15 protein-coding genes and 1 riboswitch are annotated in these 15,971 nt (G+C 50.2%); of the genes, 10 read left to right on the top strand and 5 right to left on the bottom strand.

The window, feature by feature from the left end:
• Positions 1-49: 49 nt before the first annotated feature.
• Complete coding sequence (locus tag V3C10_07685; GenBank protein ID WVP63673.1) at positions 50-331, top strand: DUF2325 domain-containing protein; 282 nt, start codon at positions 50-52, stop codon at positions 329-331.
• Between the two features lie 328 nt (positions 332-659).
• Positions 660-923 (top strand): transcriptional repressor, encoded by a 264-nt coding sequence (locus tag V3C10_07690; protein WVP63674.1) that lies wholly within the window; start codon positions 660-662, stop codon positions 921-923.
• 143 nt (positions 924-1,066) lie between these two features.
• On the opposite strand, the gene V3C10_07695 is transcribed toward V3C10_07690, so the two are convergent.
• Positions 1,067-2,239 (bottom strand): cation:proton antiporter, encoded by a 1,173-nt coding sequence (locus V3C10_07695; protein ID WVP63675.1) that lies wholly within the window; start codon positions 2,237-2,239, stop codon positions 1,067-1,069.
• A gap of 218 nt (positions 2,240-2,457) precedes the next feature.
• Positions 2,458-2,536, bottom strand: a riboswitch (Fluoride riboswitch).
• A gap of 152 nt (positions 2,537-2,688) precedes the next feature.
• Complete coding sequence (locus tag V3C10_07700) at positions 2,689-3,951, bottom strand: RelA/SpoT domain-containing protein (GenBank protein WVP63676.1); 1,263 nt, start codon at positions 3,949-3,951, stop codon at positions 2,689-2,691.
• A gap of 310 nt (positions 3,952-4,261) precedes the next feature.
• Between V3C10_07700 and V3C10_07705 the strand changes: the two genes are divergently transcribed.
• The 7 genes from V3C10_07705 to V3C10_07735 all read left to right on the top strand — a co-directional run bounded on the left by V3C10_07705 (position 4,262) and on the right by V3C10_07735 (position 11,876).
• Positions 4,262-4,720, top strand: a complete 459-nt coding sequence (locus tag V3C10_07705; protein WVP63677.1) for a VOC family protein — start codon at positions 4,262-4,264, stop codon at positions 4,718-4,720.
• A 119-nt stretch (positions 4,721-4,839) separates the two neighbouring features.
• Entirely contained in the window at positions 4,840-6,177 is a 1,338-nt protein-coding gene (locus V3C10_07710) for a D-serine ammonia-lyase (protein WVP63678.1), read from the top strand.
• Positions 6,178-6,359: 182 nt separating this feature from the next.
• Positions 6,360-8,360: a L,D-transpeptidase family protein gene (locus tag V3C10_07715; protein ID WVP63679.1), complete on the top strand. Its 2,001-nt coding sequence runs from the start codon at positions 6,360-6,362 to the stop codon at positions 8,358-8,360.
• 40 nt (positions 8,361-8,400) lie between these two features.
• The gene (locus V3C10_07720; protein ID WVP63680.1) at positions 8,401-9,804 is read left to right on the top strand and encodes a PLP-dependent aminotransferase family protein; all 1,404 of its coding nucleotides are present in this window, start codon (positions 8,401-8,403) and stop codon (positions 9,802-9,804) included.
• Between the two features lie 276 nt (positions 9,805-10,080).
• Positions 10,081-10,590 (top strand): hypothetical protein, encoded by a 510-nt coding sequence (locus V3C10_07725; protein WVP63681.1) that lies wholly within the window; start codon positions 10,081-10,083, stop codon positions 10,588-10,590.
• A 13-nt stretch (positions 10,591-10,603) separates the two neighbouring features.
• Positions 10,604-11,221, top strand: coding sequence for a sigma-70 family RNA polymerase sigma factor (locus tag V3C10_07730; protein WVP63682.1), 618 nt, complete (start codon positions 10,604-10,606; stop codon positions 11,219-11,221).
• Positions 11,205-11,876 (top strand): hypothetical protein, encoded by a 672-nt coding sequence (locus V3C10_07735; GenBank protein ID WVP63683.1) that lies wholly within the window; start codon positions 11,205-11,207, stop codon positions 11,874-11,876. Before V3C10_07730 ends, V3C10_07735 begins: the two co-directional genes overlap by 17 nt.
• Here V3C10_07735 and V3C10_07740 read toward each other — a convergent pair.
• A complete protein-coding gene (locus tag V3C10_07740; protein ID WVP63684.1) occupies positions 11,771-13,261 on the bottom strand; it encodes a HAMP domain-containing sensor histidine kinase in 1,491 nt (496 codons plus the stop codon). The genes V3C10_07735 and V3C10_07740 overlap by 106 nt on opposite strands.
• Before the next feature lie 2 nt (positions 13,262-13,263).
• Complete coding sequence (locus V3C10_07745) at positions 13,264-13,959, bottom strand: response regulator transcription factor (GenBank protein WVP63685.1); 696 nt, start codon at positions 13,957-13,959, stop codon at positions 13,264-13,266.
• A 173-nt stretch (positions 13,960-14,132) separates the two neighbouring features.
• Between V3C10_07745 and V3C10_07750 the strand changes: the two genes are divergently transcribed.
• Positions 14,133-14,609 (top strand): S46 family peptidase, encoded by a 477-nt coding sequence (locus V3C10_07750; protein WVP63686.1) that lies wholly within the window; start codon positions 14,133-14,135, stop codon positions 14,607-14,609.
• A 187-nt stretch (positions 14,610-14,796) separates the two neighbouring features.
• Here the strand turns inward: V3C10_07750 and V3C10_07755 are convergent, their stop codons facing one another.
• On the bottom strand, positions 14,797-15,846 hold the full coding sequence (locus tag V3C10_07755) for a LacI family DNA-binding transcriptional regulator (protein ID WVP63687.1): 1,050 nt from the start codon (positions 15,844-15,846) through the stop codon (positions 14,797-14,799).
• Positions 15,847-15,971: the final 125 nt, after the last annotated feature.

Genomic DNA, 15,971 nt, shown 5'->3' on the forward strand with positions numbered 1-15,971 from the left:
AACTAACTCACAAAATACAATATAACTTATCAGGACAGGAGAGTGAATTATGAGTGTAGTTATTGTAGGCGGACATGATCGTATGGTAGGACAGTACAAGAAGATTTGTAAAAATTATAAATGTAAAGCCAAGGTGTTTACGCAGATGCCGGCGGATCTCGATAAGAAGATAGGATGTCCGGACATCCTGGTACTCTTTACAAACACAGTCTCCCACAAGATGATTAAATGCGCGCTGGGTGAAGTGGACAGCGAGAGGACGGATATTGTACGCTGCCACACCAGCAGCGGAACGGCTCTCACGGAAATTCTGGAACAGCGCTGTTTATAAAAAATAATTGCAGCCGGGAAAAGCGGAGCATGGAAAGTAAATAAGTAGTAGGCGGCGTGAAAGACAGGTTGTGCCGCCTTTTTCTTTATTTGAATAAAAGTGCATTCAACGCCCAATTGTACAGCTATCGTACAAAATGAAAAAAATTATTGACATCTAAGTTATACGGTGCTAACCTAAAAGCGAAAGTTAGCTTCGTATAACTCGGTAAGTATACATAAAATTATCATGGCGGAAAGAACAAAGAAAAGGAGAATCCCTTAATGATATTTGGTTAGCCTGGGCTGCGATTCCGGGTTGTTATGGTATAGGAATAAGGAGGAACGCTATGTGGCAGAAAGAACAGGTAATTGAAGAATTCCAGAAAAGGGGAAAGAGAATAACGGGACAGCGGGAAATGCTCTTAGATGTGCTCCTGGAAGGAAACTGGACCAGTTGCAAAGATGTCTATTATGAGGCGAAAAAAAGAGATCCCAAACTGGGGATGGCAACCGTCTACCGGACAGTCAACGCCCTGGAAGAGATAGGAATTCTGACCAGGACTTACTGCTACTCTTTCCCGCCCGGTGAGAACGAAAATGCGGATAGTTGACCAGATGTCTCAACAAGCCGTATCAGAATTGCCAGACTTGGAAAAAAATAGTTATCGCCGTCAGAGGCGGCCTGATGCGCAGAACCGGCAGGAACTGCCGGTTTGTCATCGGCTATAACCTCGGTTTGACTCTCACGGTAAGTTTAAACCAGCAGTCTCCTGTAGGTTAAATCGATTAAAAAAGCTCCAAGCGGTGCAGTGATCAAGATGGCAAGCACCGCCACCGTCAGCACAATGTTTCCGCAGGACAGTCCCATTGCAAGCGGCAGTCCTCCGATTGCGGCCTGTACGGTCGCTTTCGGCATGTATGCGATCATGCAGAAAACGCGCTCTTTTCCATTTAACTTCGTTTTAATCAGGCAGAATAAAACGCCTGCCATCCGGAAGACCAGGACTCCGGCGATCAGAAGAACTGCCGCGGGACCGGCGGCCGCGGCATATTTTAAATCAACGGTGGCCCCCACCAGCACAAAGAGCAGGACTTCCGCGCATACCCACAGCTTGTTAAATTTCATTGAAAGCCTGGCGGCCACAACCTCCCGTTTTTCTTTCAGCGCAATTCCGACGCACATAACCGCAATCAGGGCAGAGAACGGAATCAGGTCCGAAAAGCGGTCCTCCAGCGATACGAGGATAAAGGAGAGGCTCAGAAGAATAATGACTTTCACCGTGTCCCTCATATGAAACCGTTTAAAGTATCTGGACAGCACATATCCGATCAGAAGCCCGGAAGCCATTCCAATCAGAATCGAGACCGGGATCTTTATAAATGCGGCCGGGGAAATACTGCCGCCCTGGGCAAGACCGGTGAAGGCGGAAAACATGACAATGACAAAGACATCATCCACCGAGGCTCCTGCCAGAATAAGCTGAGGGATCCCTTTTTTAGTCCCGCGTTCCTCCTCAATCAGCTTCAGCATTTTAGGGACAATGACGGCCGGGGAAACAGCCCCGACCACGGCCCCCATAATTGCTGCATCCAGGATACTTATGCCCAGAAGACGCGGAGCCAGAATAATCATGCCCAGAATCTCAAAGCAGGCCGGAACAAAACACATCAGAACGGCGGGGCGGCCGACTTTCTTTAAATCATTGATGTCGAGGGATAACCCGGCCCTCGTCAGGATAATAATCAGTGCAATTCTCCGAAGTTCTGAAGAAATGCCGAGAATGGAACCGTCTATCAGATTAAACGCATATGGTCCTAGGATAATCCCTGTAAAAATCATTCCCATCAGGGCGGGCAAATGCATTTTTTTACAAAGCCAGCCCGTAAACATCCCTACAATCATCATTAAAGCGATACTGAGTAACATAACAATCCTCCTGAATTTTATGGCGGAAAACGTATACGGACGTTTTCAGAACTCCTCCAAGCCCGGCGCCAATGTGCGTCCTGCCCGGACTCTCGCGCCGAGCGCGGCCGCTTAGCGGCATATTACATCTTCGCGCGAGTGCGCATCCTGCCCGGAGGGCTTTTTATATCATAGGAGCACTTTCCTATGATATAAAAAAAGCCGATGGTTTCCACGTAGTCTACGCAGAAGTCATCAGCTTAATGAGCGGTTCCAGTATGTAACACACTGAGGGAGAACTTCATTCCCGTACGGTCTATCATAACTTTTCAGAGGCAATATGTCAAGCTTATCTTGCCATTGGAATTTCACTCCTGAATTTCACTTGGTATCTCACTTTCTGCTGCCGTCACAGCCGGTCAAAAAGCGTCATGCCGCCGACAGCTGCACGTCTCACGATGTGAAGAATCCTACTTATGAACAGGAACCGCATTTTCTTCCGGCGTTTTAGTAAGTCGCAAAAGAAGATCATGGGCTTCTTGCCCCTGTTTCATAATCGACTCCCGATCAGGAATTTCAATATCGTGAATCAAAACATTTCTTAATTTCCTCAGCAGGACAATCTGGTTTAAGGTCTCCTGATCAAGCAGCTCCATCCGTTTTAAGCGGTTGATGTTAAAAGCGCCTCTCGTCCTGGGGGAATTGGGGTAGGTGGCGCGGTTGAGATATTTCTCCAGAGGGACCCATTGTTCAAAGAAATAGTTGATGGCCTGATCCAGCTCCGGATCCGTCCCGTCCTGCCTGAGCCTGAGTTCCTGATAAGTCTGATAGCGCCGTTCACTTCCCGTGATAATCTGATCAATAATCTGCTGGGAAATATTCCGTTTGTCTTTTTCAAACTTGACGGATTTTAAGACGGGTTCTATCTCTTTGACACTGACCATTTTTAAACGGCTGAGAAGCCGGTACAGCAGCTCGATATTCCCCATTCGGAGTTCAATGTCCTCCGGCCGGAAGTTATTGCTCAAGTAGTTATAGAGGTAGGAGGCCAGATCATATTGGCTGCCGAAGGCGGCGTTCTTGTTGCGGATTCGTTCATTCCCGGCGCTCTGGAGACGTTCCAGGGCAATTTCCCCGACGAGAAGAAGACCGTTCAGTTCATCAATAATGGCAAGCTCTTCATCGGACAGCGTTCCCTGCAGCGGTTTGTAAAGGAGATCGTGTTCCACCTCGGACCAGGCGTGCATCAAGACGGAAGCGACCTGGATTTCAAGCTTGGCGGCAGCGTATTTTTTCTGCTGAGGGGTCAGATTTTCTTCCTTCATATTTGCGCGGTAATGATTTGCCCAATAGCCGGAGAACCGTTTATTGTAGGTCGGCGGTTTGGACTGATCGGGGAACTGCCGGATTTCCTGGATCGTAAAAAGATCGGCAATCAGGGCGTGGACTTTATCACGGTCGCCCGGGAAGTAGAGGGAAACCCGGACTCCTGATAAATCCGCAATATCCTCATAGATTTCCTTCATATTTTTGTAAGGGGCGGTACGTGCTGCATTGCGATGTAAAACCTTGCTTTTTAAACGGACCGGATTTTTGGCACGGGAGGTGACAATGGCACGGATACCGGCGGCCTGCATAGCCTCCTCCAGCTGAGTGGCGGCAAGGCGGCCCGCCATATCGTAAAAAGTCATTTTTTTCTTATAATTTTCTACAAATTGGTTGATTAAGTCCATTGCATGTTCCCTCCTTACTTATGTGTTTCATTATATACGAAGAGAGGGACAGATTCAACCTGACATTTTCAGAGGCCCGGAAATATAAGGGATATGATGATGCCGCTCCGTATCCGGTAACGGCGTTACGTATTGACATCATGGGAGAAACAGAATAAAATTGAAAAGATACGGAGCGAATCTCCCGAGAGCGGCTGCTCTTGGGAGGTTCTTTTTCCCTTTTAGGGAGGAATTACACAGGTTGCCTGCATTACCCGTTAATTAATGCTTGATTTGAGACAATAGAAAGAGTGGAAAAGGAGGAGAAAAAATGCTTCAGGAAGTGCTTCATATCGGCCTTACCGTAAGTGATATGGACCGTTCCATTAATTTTTACAAAAATGTCCTGGGACTTGCTTTTCAGGGAGAACTGTTGATGGAAGGGGAGAAAACGGACCGCCTGTTTGCCGGAAAAAGTGTGAGAGTCCGGGTGGCTTATTTAAACGGCAGCGAAAACATCATTTCTCCGCCGATAGAACTGATCCAATTTCTTGGAGAAGGGGCGGAGGAATCGGGCTGCGATCTGCACAGGGTGTCCATATCGGAGGTCTGCTTCAGGGTGGCAGACATCGATCAAGTCTATGAGTCACTGAAGGCACAGGGGGTTGAATGCCTGTCCGGGCCGCAGGATTTTGACTTTACCGGATATGGATTTGGAAAAAGCAGGGCGCTTTATTTTAAAGACCCCGATGGGATAATTCTGGAACTGATGCAGCCGGTCGGGGGGTGAACGGAGAAGAGAAAGAAGGACAGCTTTTTCTTCTCCTTAATTATCTCCATGTTCCCGGGCGTCCTGATTAACGGCGGAGCCGTCTGGACGATGAAAAAATAAAGGAAGGAATGGTTATTATGGAAAAAACGGTTGAAATAACCCGGGCGCTCACGGAAACACCGGTGCTTCGGGACGTGGCGTTGGAAAAGGAACTGGTATGGATCAATCCGGATAAAACGGATTTCAATACCGGATCAAAAGGGCAGGAGCTTACCATGGAGGATATCGACGACGCGGAGAAGAGGATGAAACGGTTTGCTCCGTTCATCATGCAGTGTTTTCCGGAAACGAAGGAGCGGGGAGGCCTGATTGAGTCCGTGCTGAAGCCGATCCCCAATATGCAGAAGCTGCTGAACGATACATATCATGCCGGTCTGGAGGGCAGGTTGCTTTTAAAAGAGGACAGCCATCTGGCAATTGCCGGATCCATCAAAGCGAGGGGCGGCATTTATGAGGTGCTCAAGCACACGGAGGAACTGGCTTTAGAGCACGGCCTCATTAACCCGGAGGAATCCTATTCCCGGCTTGCATCCGAAGAAAACCGCCGGTTTTTCAGTCACTATACGATACAGGTGGGCTCCACTGGAAATCTGGGAATGAGCATCGGGATTATGAGCGCCGCCATCGGATACAATGCAGTTGTACATATGTCCGCAGATGCGAAACAGTGGAAAAAAGATCTGCTGAGAAGCCGCGGCGTAACCGTTATCGAATATGAGTCGGATTACAGTGAGGCGGTCGTCAACGGCAGGAAATTGTCAGACCAGAATCCAAATAGTTATTTTGTGGACGACGAGAATTCCAGAAATCTGTTCCTCGGATATGCCGTAGCGGCAAAACGCCTTGTCTCACAGCTGGAGGAACTGGGAATTACCGTGGATCCGGCCCATCCTCTGTTCGTCTACCTTCCATGCGGAGTGGGTGGAGCGCCGGGCGGCGTGAGCTTTGGCCTGAAACAGGTGTTTCAGGATGCGGTGCACTGTTTCTTTGTGGAACCGACGCAGGCTCCCTGTATGCTTGCCGGAATGGCGACAAAACTCCATAGCGCCATATCTGTACAGGACATAGGCCTGACCGGGCTGACCCATGCGGACGGACTGGCGGTAGGGCGGCCTTCCGGTTTTGTGGGAAAGGTGATGGAACCAATGCTGAGCGGCATTTTCACGATCCGGGACGGGAATCTCTATGAATATATGAGGGACCTGATCAGAACGGAACAGATTTTCCTGGAGCCCAGTGCCTGTGCGGCCTTCACAGGTCCGGCCCATCTGAATGTCTATCATGAGACGCGTGACTATATAAAGGAACAGGGCCTTCAGGATAAAATGGCCGGGGCCGTCCACATCGCATGGGCGACGGGCGGCAGCCTGGTTCCCGATCATGTCCGGGAGGAGTATAAGAATACGTATCTGTGAAAACAGCGGTTCCGATAACCCCGTAGGCTGCCTCTTAGGGATTCCTGTTTTCCAGATCCCCTGAAAAGTTAATTGTGCGCCATACAATTATCCTGTTTTAGTGGTACAATGTTAATGCTATAATTACGGTGAATTCGATACTGCGGCTGAAACGCAGTGTGAAATAAGGAGTAGACTGTGGAATGGACGAAAGAACGAGAAGAAGCCGTAAACGCATAACAACAGAAAACACCGGGATTTGTACGGTAAGCTCAAAGAACGGCTTGCCGAAGCGCCGTAAGAAAAAGAAGAGAAGATATGCGGGCAAATTACCTGCGGGATTTAAAATGATATTTGCCGGAAGCGCGGCGGTGTTGATGTCGGTTTATTGCCTGTTCGGCCTGAACTATAAAAGCAAGTTTCTGCCAAATACAATGATCGGGGGAATCCCTGCCTCCGGCCTGACTGCCGATGAGGTGAAAAAACAATTAGACGGAGCCGTTGGCCGCTATGAACTGGTTCTGGAAGAACGGGGCGGGAGCGAAGAACGGATATGCGGCAGTGAAATTGGCCTTTCCCCAATCTATGACGGAACGATGGAAGCAATTTTAAAAGAACAGAAGCCGTTATTGTGGGGACTCCGGTATTTTGGCGGGAAAAAGGAATATCTGCCTGTGTCTTCGGTGGTATTTGACAGAGAAAAGCTGGCAGCTGCAATCAATTCCCTTGATTGCATGGATCCGGAACTTATCACGGAACCGGCCGACGCATTTCTTACCTGGGAACCGGAGAACGGACTTTCAATTGTTCCGGAAGAATTGGGGAATGCCCCGGTTCCGGAGCGGCTTTCGGAGGAGATTGCCAATGCGGTTTCAGGGTTAAAAAGCCGGATTTCCCTGGATGAATCGGGCATTTATAGGAAGCCGGACATTACCGGGGAGGATCCCGGCCTGATAAGCAGAAAAGAGGCATTCAAACCCTATGCGGATGTGACTGTAACCTACCGCTTCGGCAGCCGGTCGGAGGTGCTTGACGGAAGCCGCACCCTCAACTGGCTTGTGGAAGGCCGCGACGGGGAGGTTACCGTAAAAATGGAGGCAGCGGAGGCATATGTGCAGGAGCTGGCGGAGAAGTACAACACGGCTTACCGGCCGAAAGAATTAAAGACATCCTATGGGCCGGCCGTGACCATAACAAAGGGGCATTACGGCTGGATGATTGACAAGGAGAAGGAGGCCGCGGCCCTGGTTGAGATGATAGAGGGCGGAGAGAGCCGGGAGCGGGAACCCATTTACCGGCAGACGGCGGCCAGTCATGACGGCCCGGATTATGGGGATACTTATGTGGAAATGAACCTGACCGCCCAGCATCTGTATTTTTATAAAGAGGGCAAACTTCTGATCGAATCGGACTTTGTCTCCGGAAATGAATCAAAGGGATGGAGCACTCCGGCAGGTGCCTATGAGCTGACCTACAAACAGCGCAATGCGGTGCTCCGGGGAAAGAATTACAATACTCCCGTTACATACTGGATGCCGTTTAACGGAAATATCGGGATGCATGACGGATACTGGCGTACCAGTTTTGGAGGAACGATCTATAAAAAGAATGGTTCACACGGCTGTATCAACCTGCCTCCCGCCGTGGCCAAAACCATTTATGAAAATATCAAAGCGGGAATTCCTGTGCTTTGTTACCATCTGGAAGGAACGGAAAACGGAAAAACCACATCCGTTCCGGCCGGAAAGGCGCCTTCCTCCTCATCGTCTTCCGGAACTGGAAATGCTGCACAGGGAGGAACAGCGGCACAGCCGGAAAACAAGAATGGGACGGCGGGACAGCAGAGCAGCCGGCCGGAAGCTCCACAGCAGGGGAACCAGCCCGGAACGGCGGAATCCAGGGAGAACCAGCCGGGAGTGCAGTCTCCGGTAAATCCGTCCGGAACGGAACAGCCGCAGGCGGGACAGCCGGGAATGGAACAGCCGCAGGCGGGACAGCCGGGAACGGAACAGCCGCAGGCGGGACAGCCGGGAACGGCAGGTACCCTGGCAAACCAGCCCACAGTGCAATTTCCGGGGATTCCGTCCGAATCCGCCCAGTCACCGGATGGCGGCCAGGGTCCTGCAGGACCGGGAAACACAGTCGGCCGGGAGGACGTCCAGCCGGTCATCCCTCCTGTCGGCCAGTCAACCGCGCCGCAATGACCGGAGCCGTCAACCGTGCCGCAGAATAAAGGAGAGCATTATGCCAATCAATTCTTTCGATGAATATCCGATGTCATGGAAACCGGAAAAAAAAGAGCTGACCTATCCCATCTACTATTGCCTTGCGGATATGCTGGAACGTGATATCAGGGGCGGAATTCTGACCGCCAATACGAAGCTGCCTCCCCAGAGGGAGTTGGCCGATTTTCTGGATTTGAACCTCAGCACAATCACAAAAGCGTATAAACTTTGTGAGATGCGGGGGCTGATACACGCGATAACCGGAAAGGGGACCTTTGTAGCCCCCTATGCCAACGTGCCCACGTCGACGGTGGAGAAGAGCGCCGGCCCCAGGATTGAGCTGGCGCTCATCCATCCTTTTTATGAGTCAAATGCCGCCATCCGTGATTTGACGGTCGAACTACTGAAAAAACCGTTTTCGGAGCAGCTATTTGAATATTCCCATCCGCTGGGTGACCGGGGGCAGATTGTGACCGCGGCCGGGTGGCTGAAACGGTTTGGCCTTGATGCGGACGAGCATAACACGATGATTGCCGCAGGAGCCCAGAATGCCCTGGCAACCGTTTTGTCGACCCTCTTTGAGGCAGGGGACCGCATTGCCGTCGATACTTACACCTACCCTAATTTCATCAGCCTGGCCAACCTTCTTTACCTCCAGCTTGTCCCGATTGAAAGTGACGAATGGGGAATGCGGCCCGATAAGCTGGAAAATGCCTGCCTGCTTCAGAAGGTCAGGGGAATCTATATGATGCCGGCGGGTGGAAATCCCACCAACCGTGCATTTTCCGCACACCGCAAAAAAGAAATAGCAGAGATCATACGCAACAGGGATTTGATTGCAATTGAGGACGACAATTATGCCGCATTGCTGGAGCCGCCCTACTCGCCTCTGACGCTGGAAGCGCCGGAGCACTGTATTTTTGTCAGCGGCCTCTCAAAACCGCTCTGTCCGGGACTTCGGATTGCCTATCTGCGTCTGCCGGAGAAATACATCAATGCGATGGAACAGGGAATGTTCAGCCAGAATCTGAAAATTTCCTCCTTAAATATGGAGATCGCCGCCGAGATAATCAGAAGCGGGATGGCACACAAAATCATACAGAAGAAACGGGCGGCCGCAGTGGAGCGCAACCGGATATACGCCTCATTTTTCCCGGAAAGCGGACTGTGGAAAGAGTCGTACTACCAATGGCTGGAGCTTCCAAAACAGTGCAGCGGAAAACAGTGCGAGACGGAGCTTAAGTATCAGGGCGTGAGTGTCTTCGGAGCCGAGCGTTTCTCGGTAGGAAATCAGGTGAAGGCCAACGCAGTCAGGGTGGCCACCTGTTCGGCCCGGTCAGATGAAGAGCTCCGTCTGGGCCTGAGAGTGCTGCAGGATTACATAGACAGGCAGCAGGAGACGGCGGCGGGATTCATCGTATGAAAAATTACGCTGGGGAAAAGGCAGAGGGCATTTGATCCCGCCGCTGAGGCAGGTTGCCGGAAATCCGTTGCTTTTGCACTGATTATGGCCGCCGTCCGTATCTATACTTACTGGAGAACGAGGAGCAGCGCCAATTAGCTCAACCGGATGCTGACGGAGCGGGGAAATTAAAAAATATTTTCTGAAACCCTGCAACAATCCCTTCTTCTTATCTGTATACAGGGTAGAACAGCGTTAATGTGGTTCAGCTGGAATACAAGAAAGAAGGAATCAGATATGTTGAAAGAATTAGCGGTACTTGCAATATGCAGTATGATGGCGGTTACTCCGGCTGCAGAAGGAAGCAGTGCAGTGCCTGTCAATACTGGAATTTCTTTAGGAAGAACTGTGGAGACGGCAAATCCGTTTACGGAGTGCAGGACATTGGGGGAAGCGGCGCAGAATGCCGGTTTTGGAATTACGGTTCCGGATAAAATAGAAGGATATACGCAGTGTGCCATCCGGTCCATACAGGATCAGATGATTGAGATTGTCTATTCCGGCAGTCAGGATGGCCGCCGTCTGAGGATCCGCAAGACGGCGGGAACTGGTGATATCAGCGGAGACTACACACAGTACCGGGAGATAAGAAGGACTGAGGTGGATGGCCGTCACGTCATTTTAAGGGGAGATGATTCAAAGGTGAACGCCGCGGTGTGGACAGACGGCGGATTCAGCTTTTCGGTCGGTGGCGGTGGCGGCATGAGCAGCGTGGATATACAGGCTCTGATTCAGACGATAAAGTAGGCAGGAGGAACGGATGACGGTCATGACATACCTTTGGTGTGAAAACAGTTTTGCAGAGTGGGTGTACAGGAGCTGGGGAAGGCTTTTCTCCATAGCGGCCGCTGCCGTAAAAGGAATCTCTGCGGAAAAGAGCCATGGCAGGGCGGCTGTCAATGAGCAGGCAGAACGGCTGATGACTGATTACGGAAACAGCATCCTGCGCCTTTCCTACTCCTATCTGCACAATATGAGCGATGCGGAGGAAATCCTCCAGGAAACATTGATTCAGTTTTTAAAAACGGCTCCCCATTTTGAAAATGCGGTCCACGAAAAGGCGTGGCTGATGCGGGTAGCGGGAAATCTGAGCAAGAACAGGATCGAGTATAATAAGATAAGAAGCACCGATGAACTGAGCGAGACCCTGGTGTCGGAGCATAAGGAAGATTTGTCGTTTGTATGGGAGGCCGTCAAGGCGCTCCCGGTCAGCTGCAGAGAGATTGTTCATCTGTTTTATTATGAAGGCTACTCCACCGCCCAGATTGCGGATATTCTAAAGAAGAATGAATCCACAGTCCGCTCCGGCCTGCACCGGGGCAGGGAAAAATTGAAGGAGATTTTGAAGGAGGTATATGACTTTGAGGAAACGGTATGAACAGATCATGGACGAGGTAGAAGTGACCGGCGAGATGCGGGAACGCATTTTAAGTAATATCGCAGAGGCGGATATCTGTTTTATACCGTACCGAAAAGCCCATTTCCTCCGATACAGGAAATATCTGGCGGCCGCGGCCTGCCTGACGGCTTTGCTTCTGGGAGCTATTTCGATGCCGGGGCTGTTTAACAGGATACAGCCGGGAGTGAAACCGACTTCCCCGGTACAGGAGATACCGGATATCAGGAAGTGTGCCTCCCGGGAGGAGCTTTCCGTATTGGTCGGTTTTACGGTTGAAGAGCCGGCGGCACTTCCGTTTGAGGCGGAGGAGACCGTATATACGGCTTATTGGAAGGAACTGGCCCAAATCACGTACAGCGGGGAGGGACAGAGCGCCACATACAGGATGTCGGCGGGAACGGAAGACAACTCGGGAGATTATAACGTTTACAGTTTAGCGGAGGAGTATGTGGTTGGAGGAAATAAGGTGACGCTGAAGGGAAACGACGGCAGCTACAGCCTGGCGCTGTGGACGGACGGGGAGTTCTCCTATTCGGTAAAACTGTTGACAGGCGTGACGGGAGAAGCGCTTCTGGAGGCCGTCCCGGGATACACGCAGTCCAGGGGCAGCGAAAGTACAAACCTGGCTCCGTGAACCGGAGATTCTGCATTGCAGGCTTCGGCTCTGCCGCCCATATATTCCATGGCTGTGCGGACAATCGACAGCCCGATGCCGAAATTTCCTCCGGGGCCTTTGTAAAAGCGTTCAAAAACATGGGGGAGATCTTCCTCATCAAATCCCTGCCCGTCGTCGGTGATCACAATATGGCCCCAGCCGTCATTTACACTTATCTCCGAAGTGACCTTCTCGGAGGCATATCTGACACAGTTTGAAATGACATTCCGAAACGCTTTGGATAACAGAGCCGGATCGGCGGATACGGTGATTTTTTCGCGCAGGGGAATGGCCTCAAGGCGGATATGTTCCATGAGTTCCATGCCCCGGAGCGCCGTCATTTCATTTTTCATAAAATCATTCAAATCCATGCATGTTTTTTCCAGCGCCAGGCAGCGGCTGTCCATTTTCGAAATGGTGAGGATACCGTCCACAAGTTCTTTCATGCGCATCGATTCCGTGAGGATGACACCGGCTGCTTCATTGTGGTCAGGAAATACGTTACACTGGATCCCCTGGGCATAGCCGCAGATGGACATAAGCGGTGTGCGCAGCTCATGGGATGCATTCTGGAAAAATACATTCTGCTGACGGTTCATTCTCTCTAAATCCTCAGACATCCTGTTAAAAGAACATCGGAGTTCCTCAATTTCCCGAATGGAGGACCGTTCGTCAATAGGGGAGAAGTTTCCCTTGCCAATGGCATGCGTATGGCGGCAGAGCGCCTGAAGCGGTTTTGAAATTCCGCCCGCGATAAACCAGACGGCAACCAGGGAGAGCAGACACAGAATGCCCGCGATGAGAAGCAGCAGAGTGCCGGTGTAGGAGATGAGGGCACGGGTGTCGGGGACCGCCACATATCCGAACATATATTTATTGCGGACATTTCCGCTGCTTTCAGCCTCATACATACTGAGCAGGTAACGCGTGCCTCCGACCGAGACCTCTTCCACCCCGGAGCCGTCCCCGCTCAGAGTGCCATTATAGACAGTTTCCCTGCAGACCTGATAAAGCGCCTGGGTGTCTGGCTGCTCATTGCCCGACTTCGGGTAGGTGAGCTTCATCCGGGAATTCATTGTCAGAAGCTGTGCCTCCGGTCGGTCCTTCCTGATAAATGATTTTACCTGGTTCATAAGTTCCTTCGACAGGTCTTTTTCATCGGCGCGGTCCCTGTCATCGCTGCCGGAATACAGCGTCTCCGCCGTGGAAACGATGGAATTCATCAGAAATGACAGGCTCTTCCTGGACAGACGGTTCATATACCAGCCGGAGGTGGACGAGAAGATCCCCCAGGACAGAAGGGGAAAGATTACAATCACAACAAGCACGGGGATAAAAATACGCATACGGATACGGGAAATCATCTTCATTCCTCACTTTCACAGTTCAGGCGGAAGCCGAAACCCCACACCGTTTCAATGGAAACTCCGCAGTCTGTATCTTTCAGTTTGCGCCGCAGACGCTTTACAAGATCGTCCGCAACTCTTGTGTCAAGCGTATAATCGGGTAGTTTCCATACCTCTTTCAGAAGTTCCCGCTTGGATACGGCCTGGTTTTTGTGCTCCATCATATAGGTCAGGAAATCAAATTCCATCGGAGTCACGGAAAAAGGCTGATTTCCGGCCGAAATGGAGCGGGAGCCGCGTTCCAGACTGAGGCCTCCATACACCAGGGCTGTTTCAGGCTCAGGTTGTCCGTACCCGGCGCGCCGGAATAAGGCCCTGACCCGGGTGACCAGTTCCAGGGGGAGAAACGGTTTGACCATATAATCATCACTGCCCAGCGTAATTCCGGTGACGCGGTCGAGAGGGCTGTCCTTGGCGGACACGATGATGATGGGAACCTGGCTTATTTTCCTTATTGCAGCGCAGAGAGTAAGGCCGTCCGTGCCGGGCATCATGATATCGAGAATAATCAAATCGGGGCATGATTCGGTAAAAGCGGCAAATAGACTGCCGCCGTCCGAAAATGTCTCCACCTCATATCCTTCGTTAGCCAGAAAGGTCTGTATTAAAGTGCGTATATGAAATTCATCATCTGCCACATAGATGCGTTTTGCCATAGCTGCCTCCGAAATTTTTACTTTAGATGTATATTACCATTCCGACAGGAATTCGTAAACGTCTGCCACAATTTTGCCACAGTTTCGGCCTTTTATGGCCGGGGTGGAAAATGGTATGATTGAGAAGTCAAAGAAACATCATCACAAGACGGACATCGAAAGGAGAGAGAACCATGAAAAAAACACCGTTAATATTATGCACGGCAGCGCTTGTCTGCATTATGAATTTTCCGGTATTTGCGGCAGGGACAAAGTCAGAGTATAAAAATGAATCGGCGCAGATTCGCCAGGAGATGGAGAACACGGGCAAAGAAATAAGGAGTCTTAAGGCGGAGAATAAGGCCGTTTCCGATGCGTTAAAGGCCGCAAAAAAGGCTCAGAAAGAGGCCGGGAAACTGAAAGAAAACAAGGAGCTGTGGAAACAGGTGAATGCGCTGAAGGATAATCTGGAGGATGCACGCGTTTCCTATGTGGAAGCCGACAGCCAGGTAAAAGTCCTGAAGGCAAAGAACCGTCAGGATGCAAAGGAGAAAAAATATGATGATGCCATCTCAAAACTGAACCAGGCCCTGGAAAAGAAGAAAGACGCCCTCGACAGCGCCAGACAGATGAATGAAATATGGGATCAGATTGAGCAGCTTATAAAATAGGTGTGAACGTATCAGAGCCGCTCAAAAAACGTTTGTATGGATATAAAATTACACTTCGTAAACTCTTTACCTAGACAATTTACCTTCATAAAAAGGAGTGAAAGGACAGTCTCAGTCTTTTCACTCCACCTTCGGATGTTCCGGAGCCACGGCAGAATTGACGGGAGGCTTTGGGACATTCCGAAATCTATTCCGGCTGTTTGATCAGAACGAGGTCGCAGTCCGTAAATTTCTGCACAGGGGAGAATGCTTCCCCCTTTTTTATACTTTCAATCAGGATGTCCACGGACTGGACGGCAATTTCTTTCGGGCGCTGCGTGACAACGCTCACGATCTTATCATAAATATTCTTGTTGGAACCGGCGCTGTATTCGGTGAACGGTATCATGAAATCGTCAAACACCCCAATCTCAAAATCATTATGTTCCAGATACTTTGTCTCATGAATCAAATTGATAAAATTAGGGACATCCCACGCCGTATTGATAATAAATGCACTGAACTTCTGCGAGGAATTTAAGAGCGAGAAGATCGGCTGCTGCCTGTAATCGCGGTCCGGATAAATTATCTCATTGTATCCGGGAAGTCCGTGTTTGTTCATCGCAGCATAATATCCGTTTAAGCGTTCCAGTGATACATTGGTCAGAGTGGACTTGTCCTGGATGATGCTTAAAATATTCTGGTGGCCTCTGGCGATCAGGCTCTCGGTCAGGAGGTACATATAATCACGGTTCTGCGAGGAGACAATGGAAAAACGTTTATCATTGGGGTAGCAGTCGATAAAGACTACGGGCAGTTCCCATTCGTGCAGTTTTTCGATGTAATTCCTGTTATTGCTGTTGGCGAAAGAGTTCAGGATAATGCCGTTCACACCCAGCGTATGGCAGAGTTCCAGGTATTTTAATTCCAGGGCGCTGTCCTCCTTGCTGTCAAACACAATGACGGAATATCCATTGTCATAGGCGTGTTCAATGACGCCCTCCGTAATCTGGGCGAGAAACTGGAAGTTCAGGTTCGGCTGTATGAGGGCAATCGTCTTGTTGAGCCGCGGCGAGGATACACCGGTAAGAATCTGCCCGGAAGGAATATAATCCAGTTCATTCGCGATTTTCAAAATCTGCGCTCTTTTCTGTTCGGACACTCTGACGGGTCTGTTGTTGAGAACTCTTGATACGAGGGCCTTGGAAACATGCGCCTTGTCGGCTATCACCTGCAGTGTTACGTTTGCGTTTTTCATACCGTTGCCTCCTGATTCGGATAAAAGTTTATCATATAAATGAATTTATCAATTTTTGAATGGAATGTCAATCTGATTTTATCAGTGTGTAAAATGATAATAGGATGTAAAAACATATTTTGATA

This window comes from [Clostridium] symbiosum (assembly GCA_036419695.1).
GTDB lineage: Bacteria > Bacillota > Clostridia > Lachnospirales > Lachnospiraceae > Otoolea > Otoolea symbiosa_A.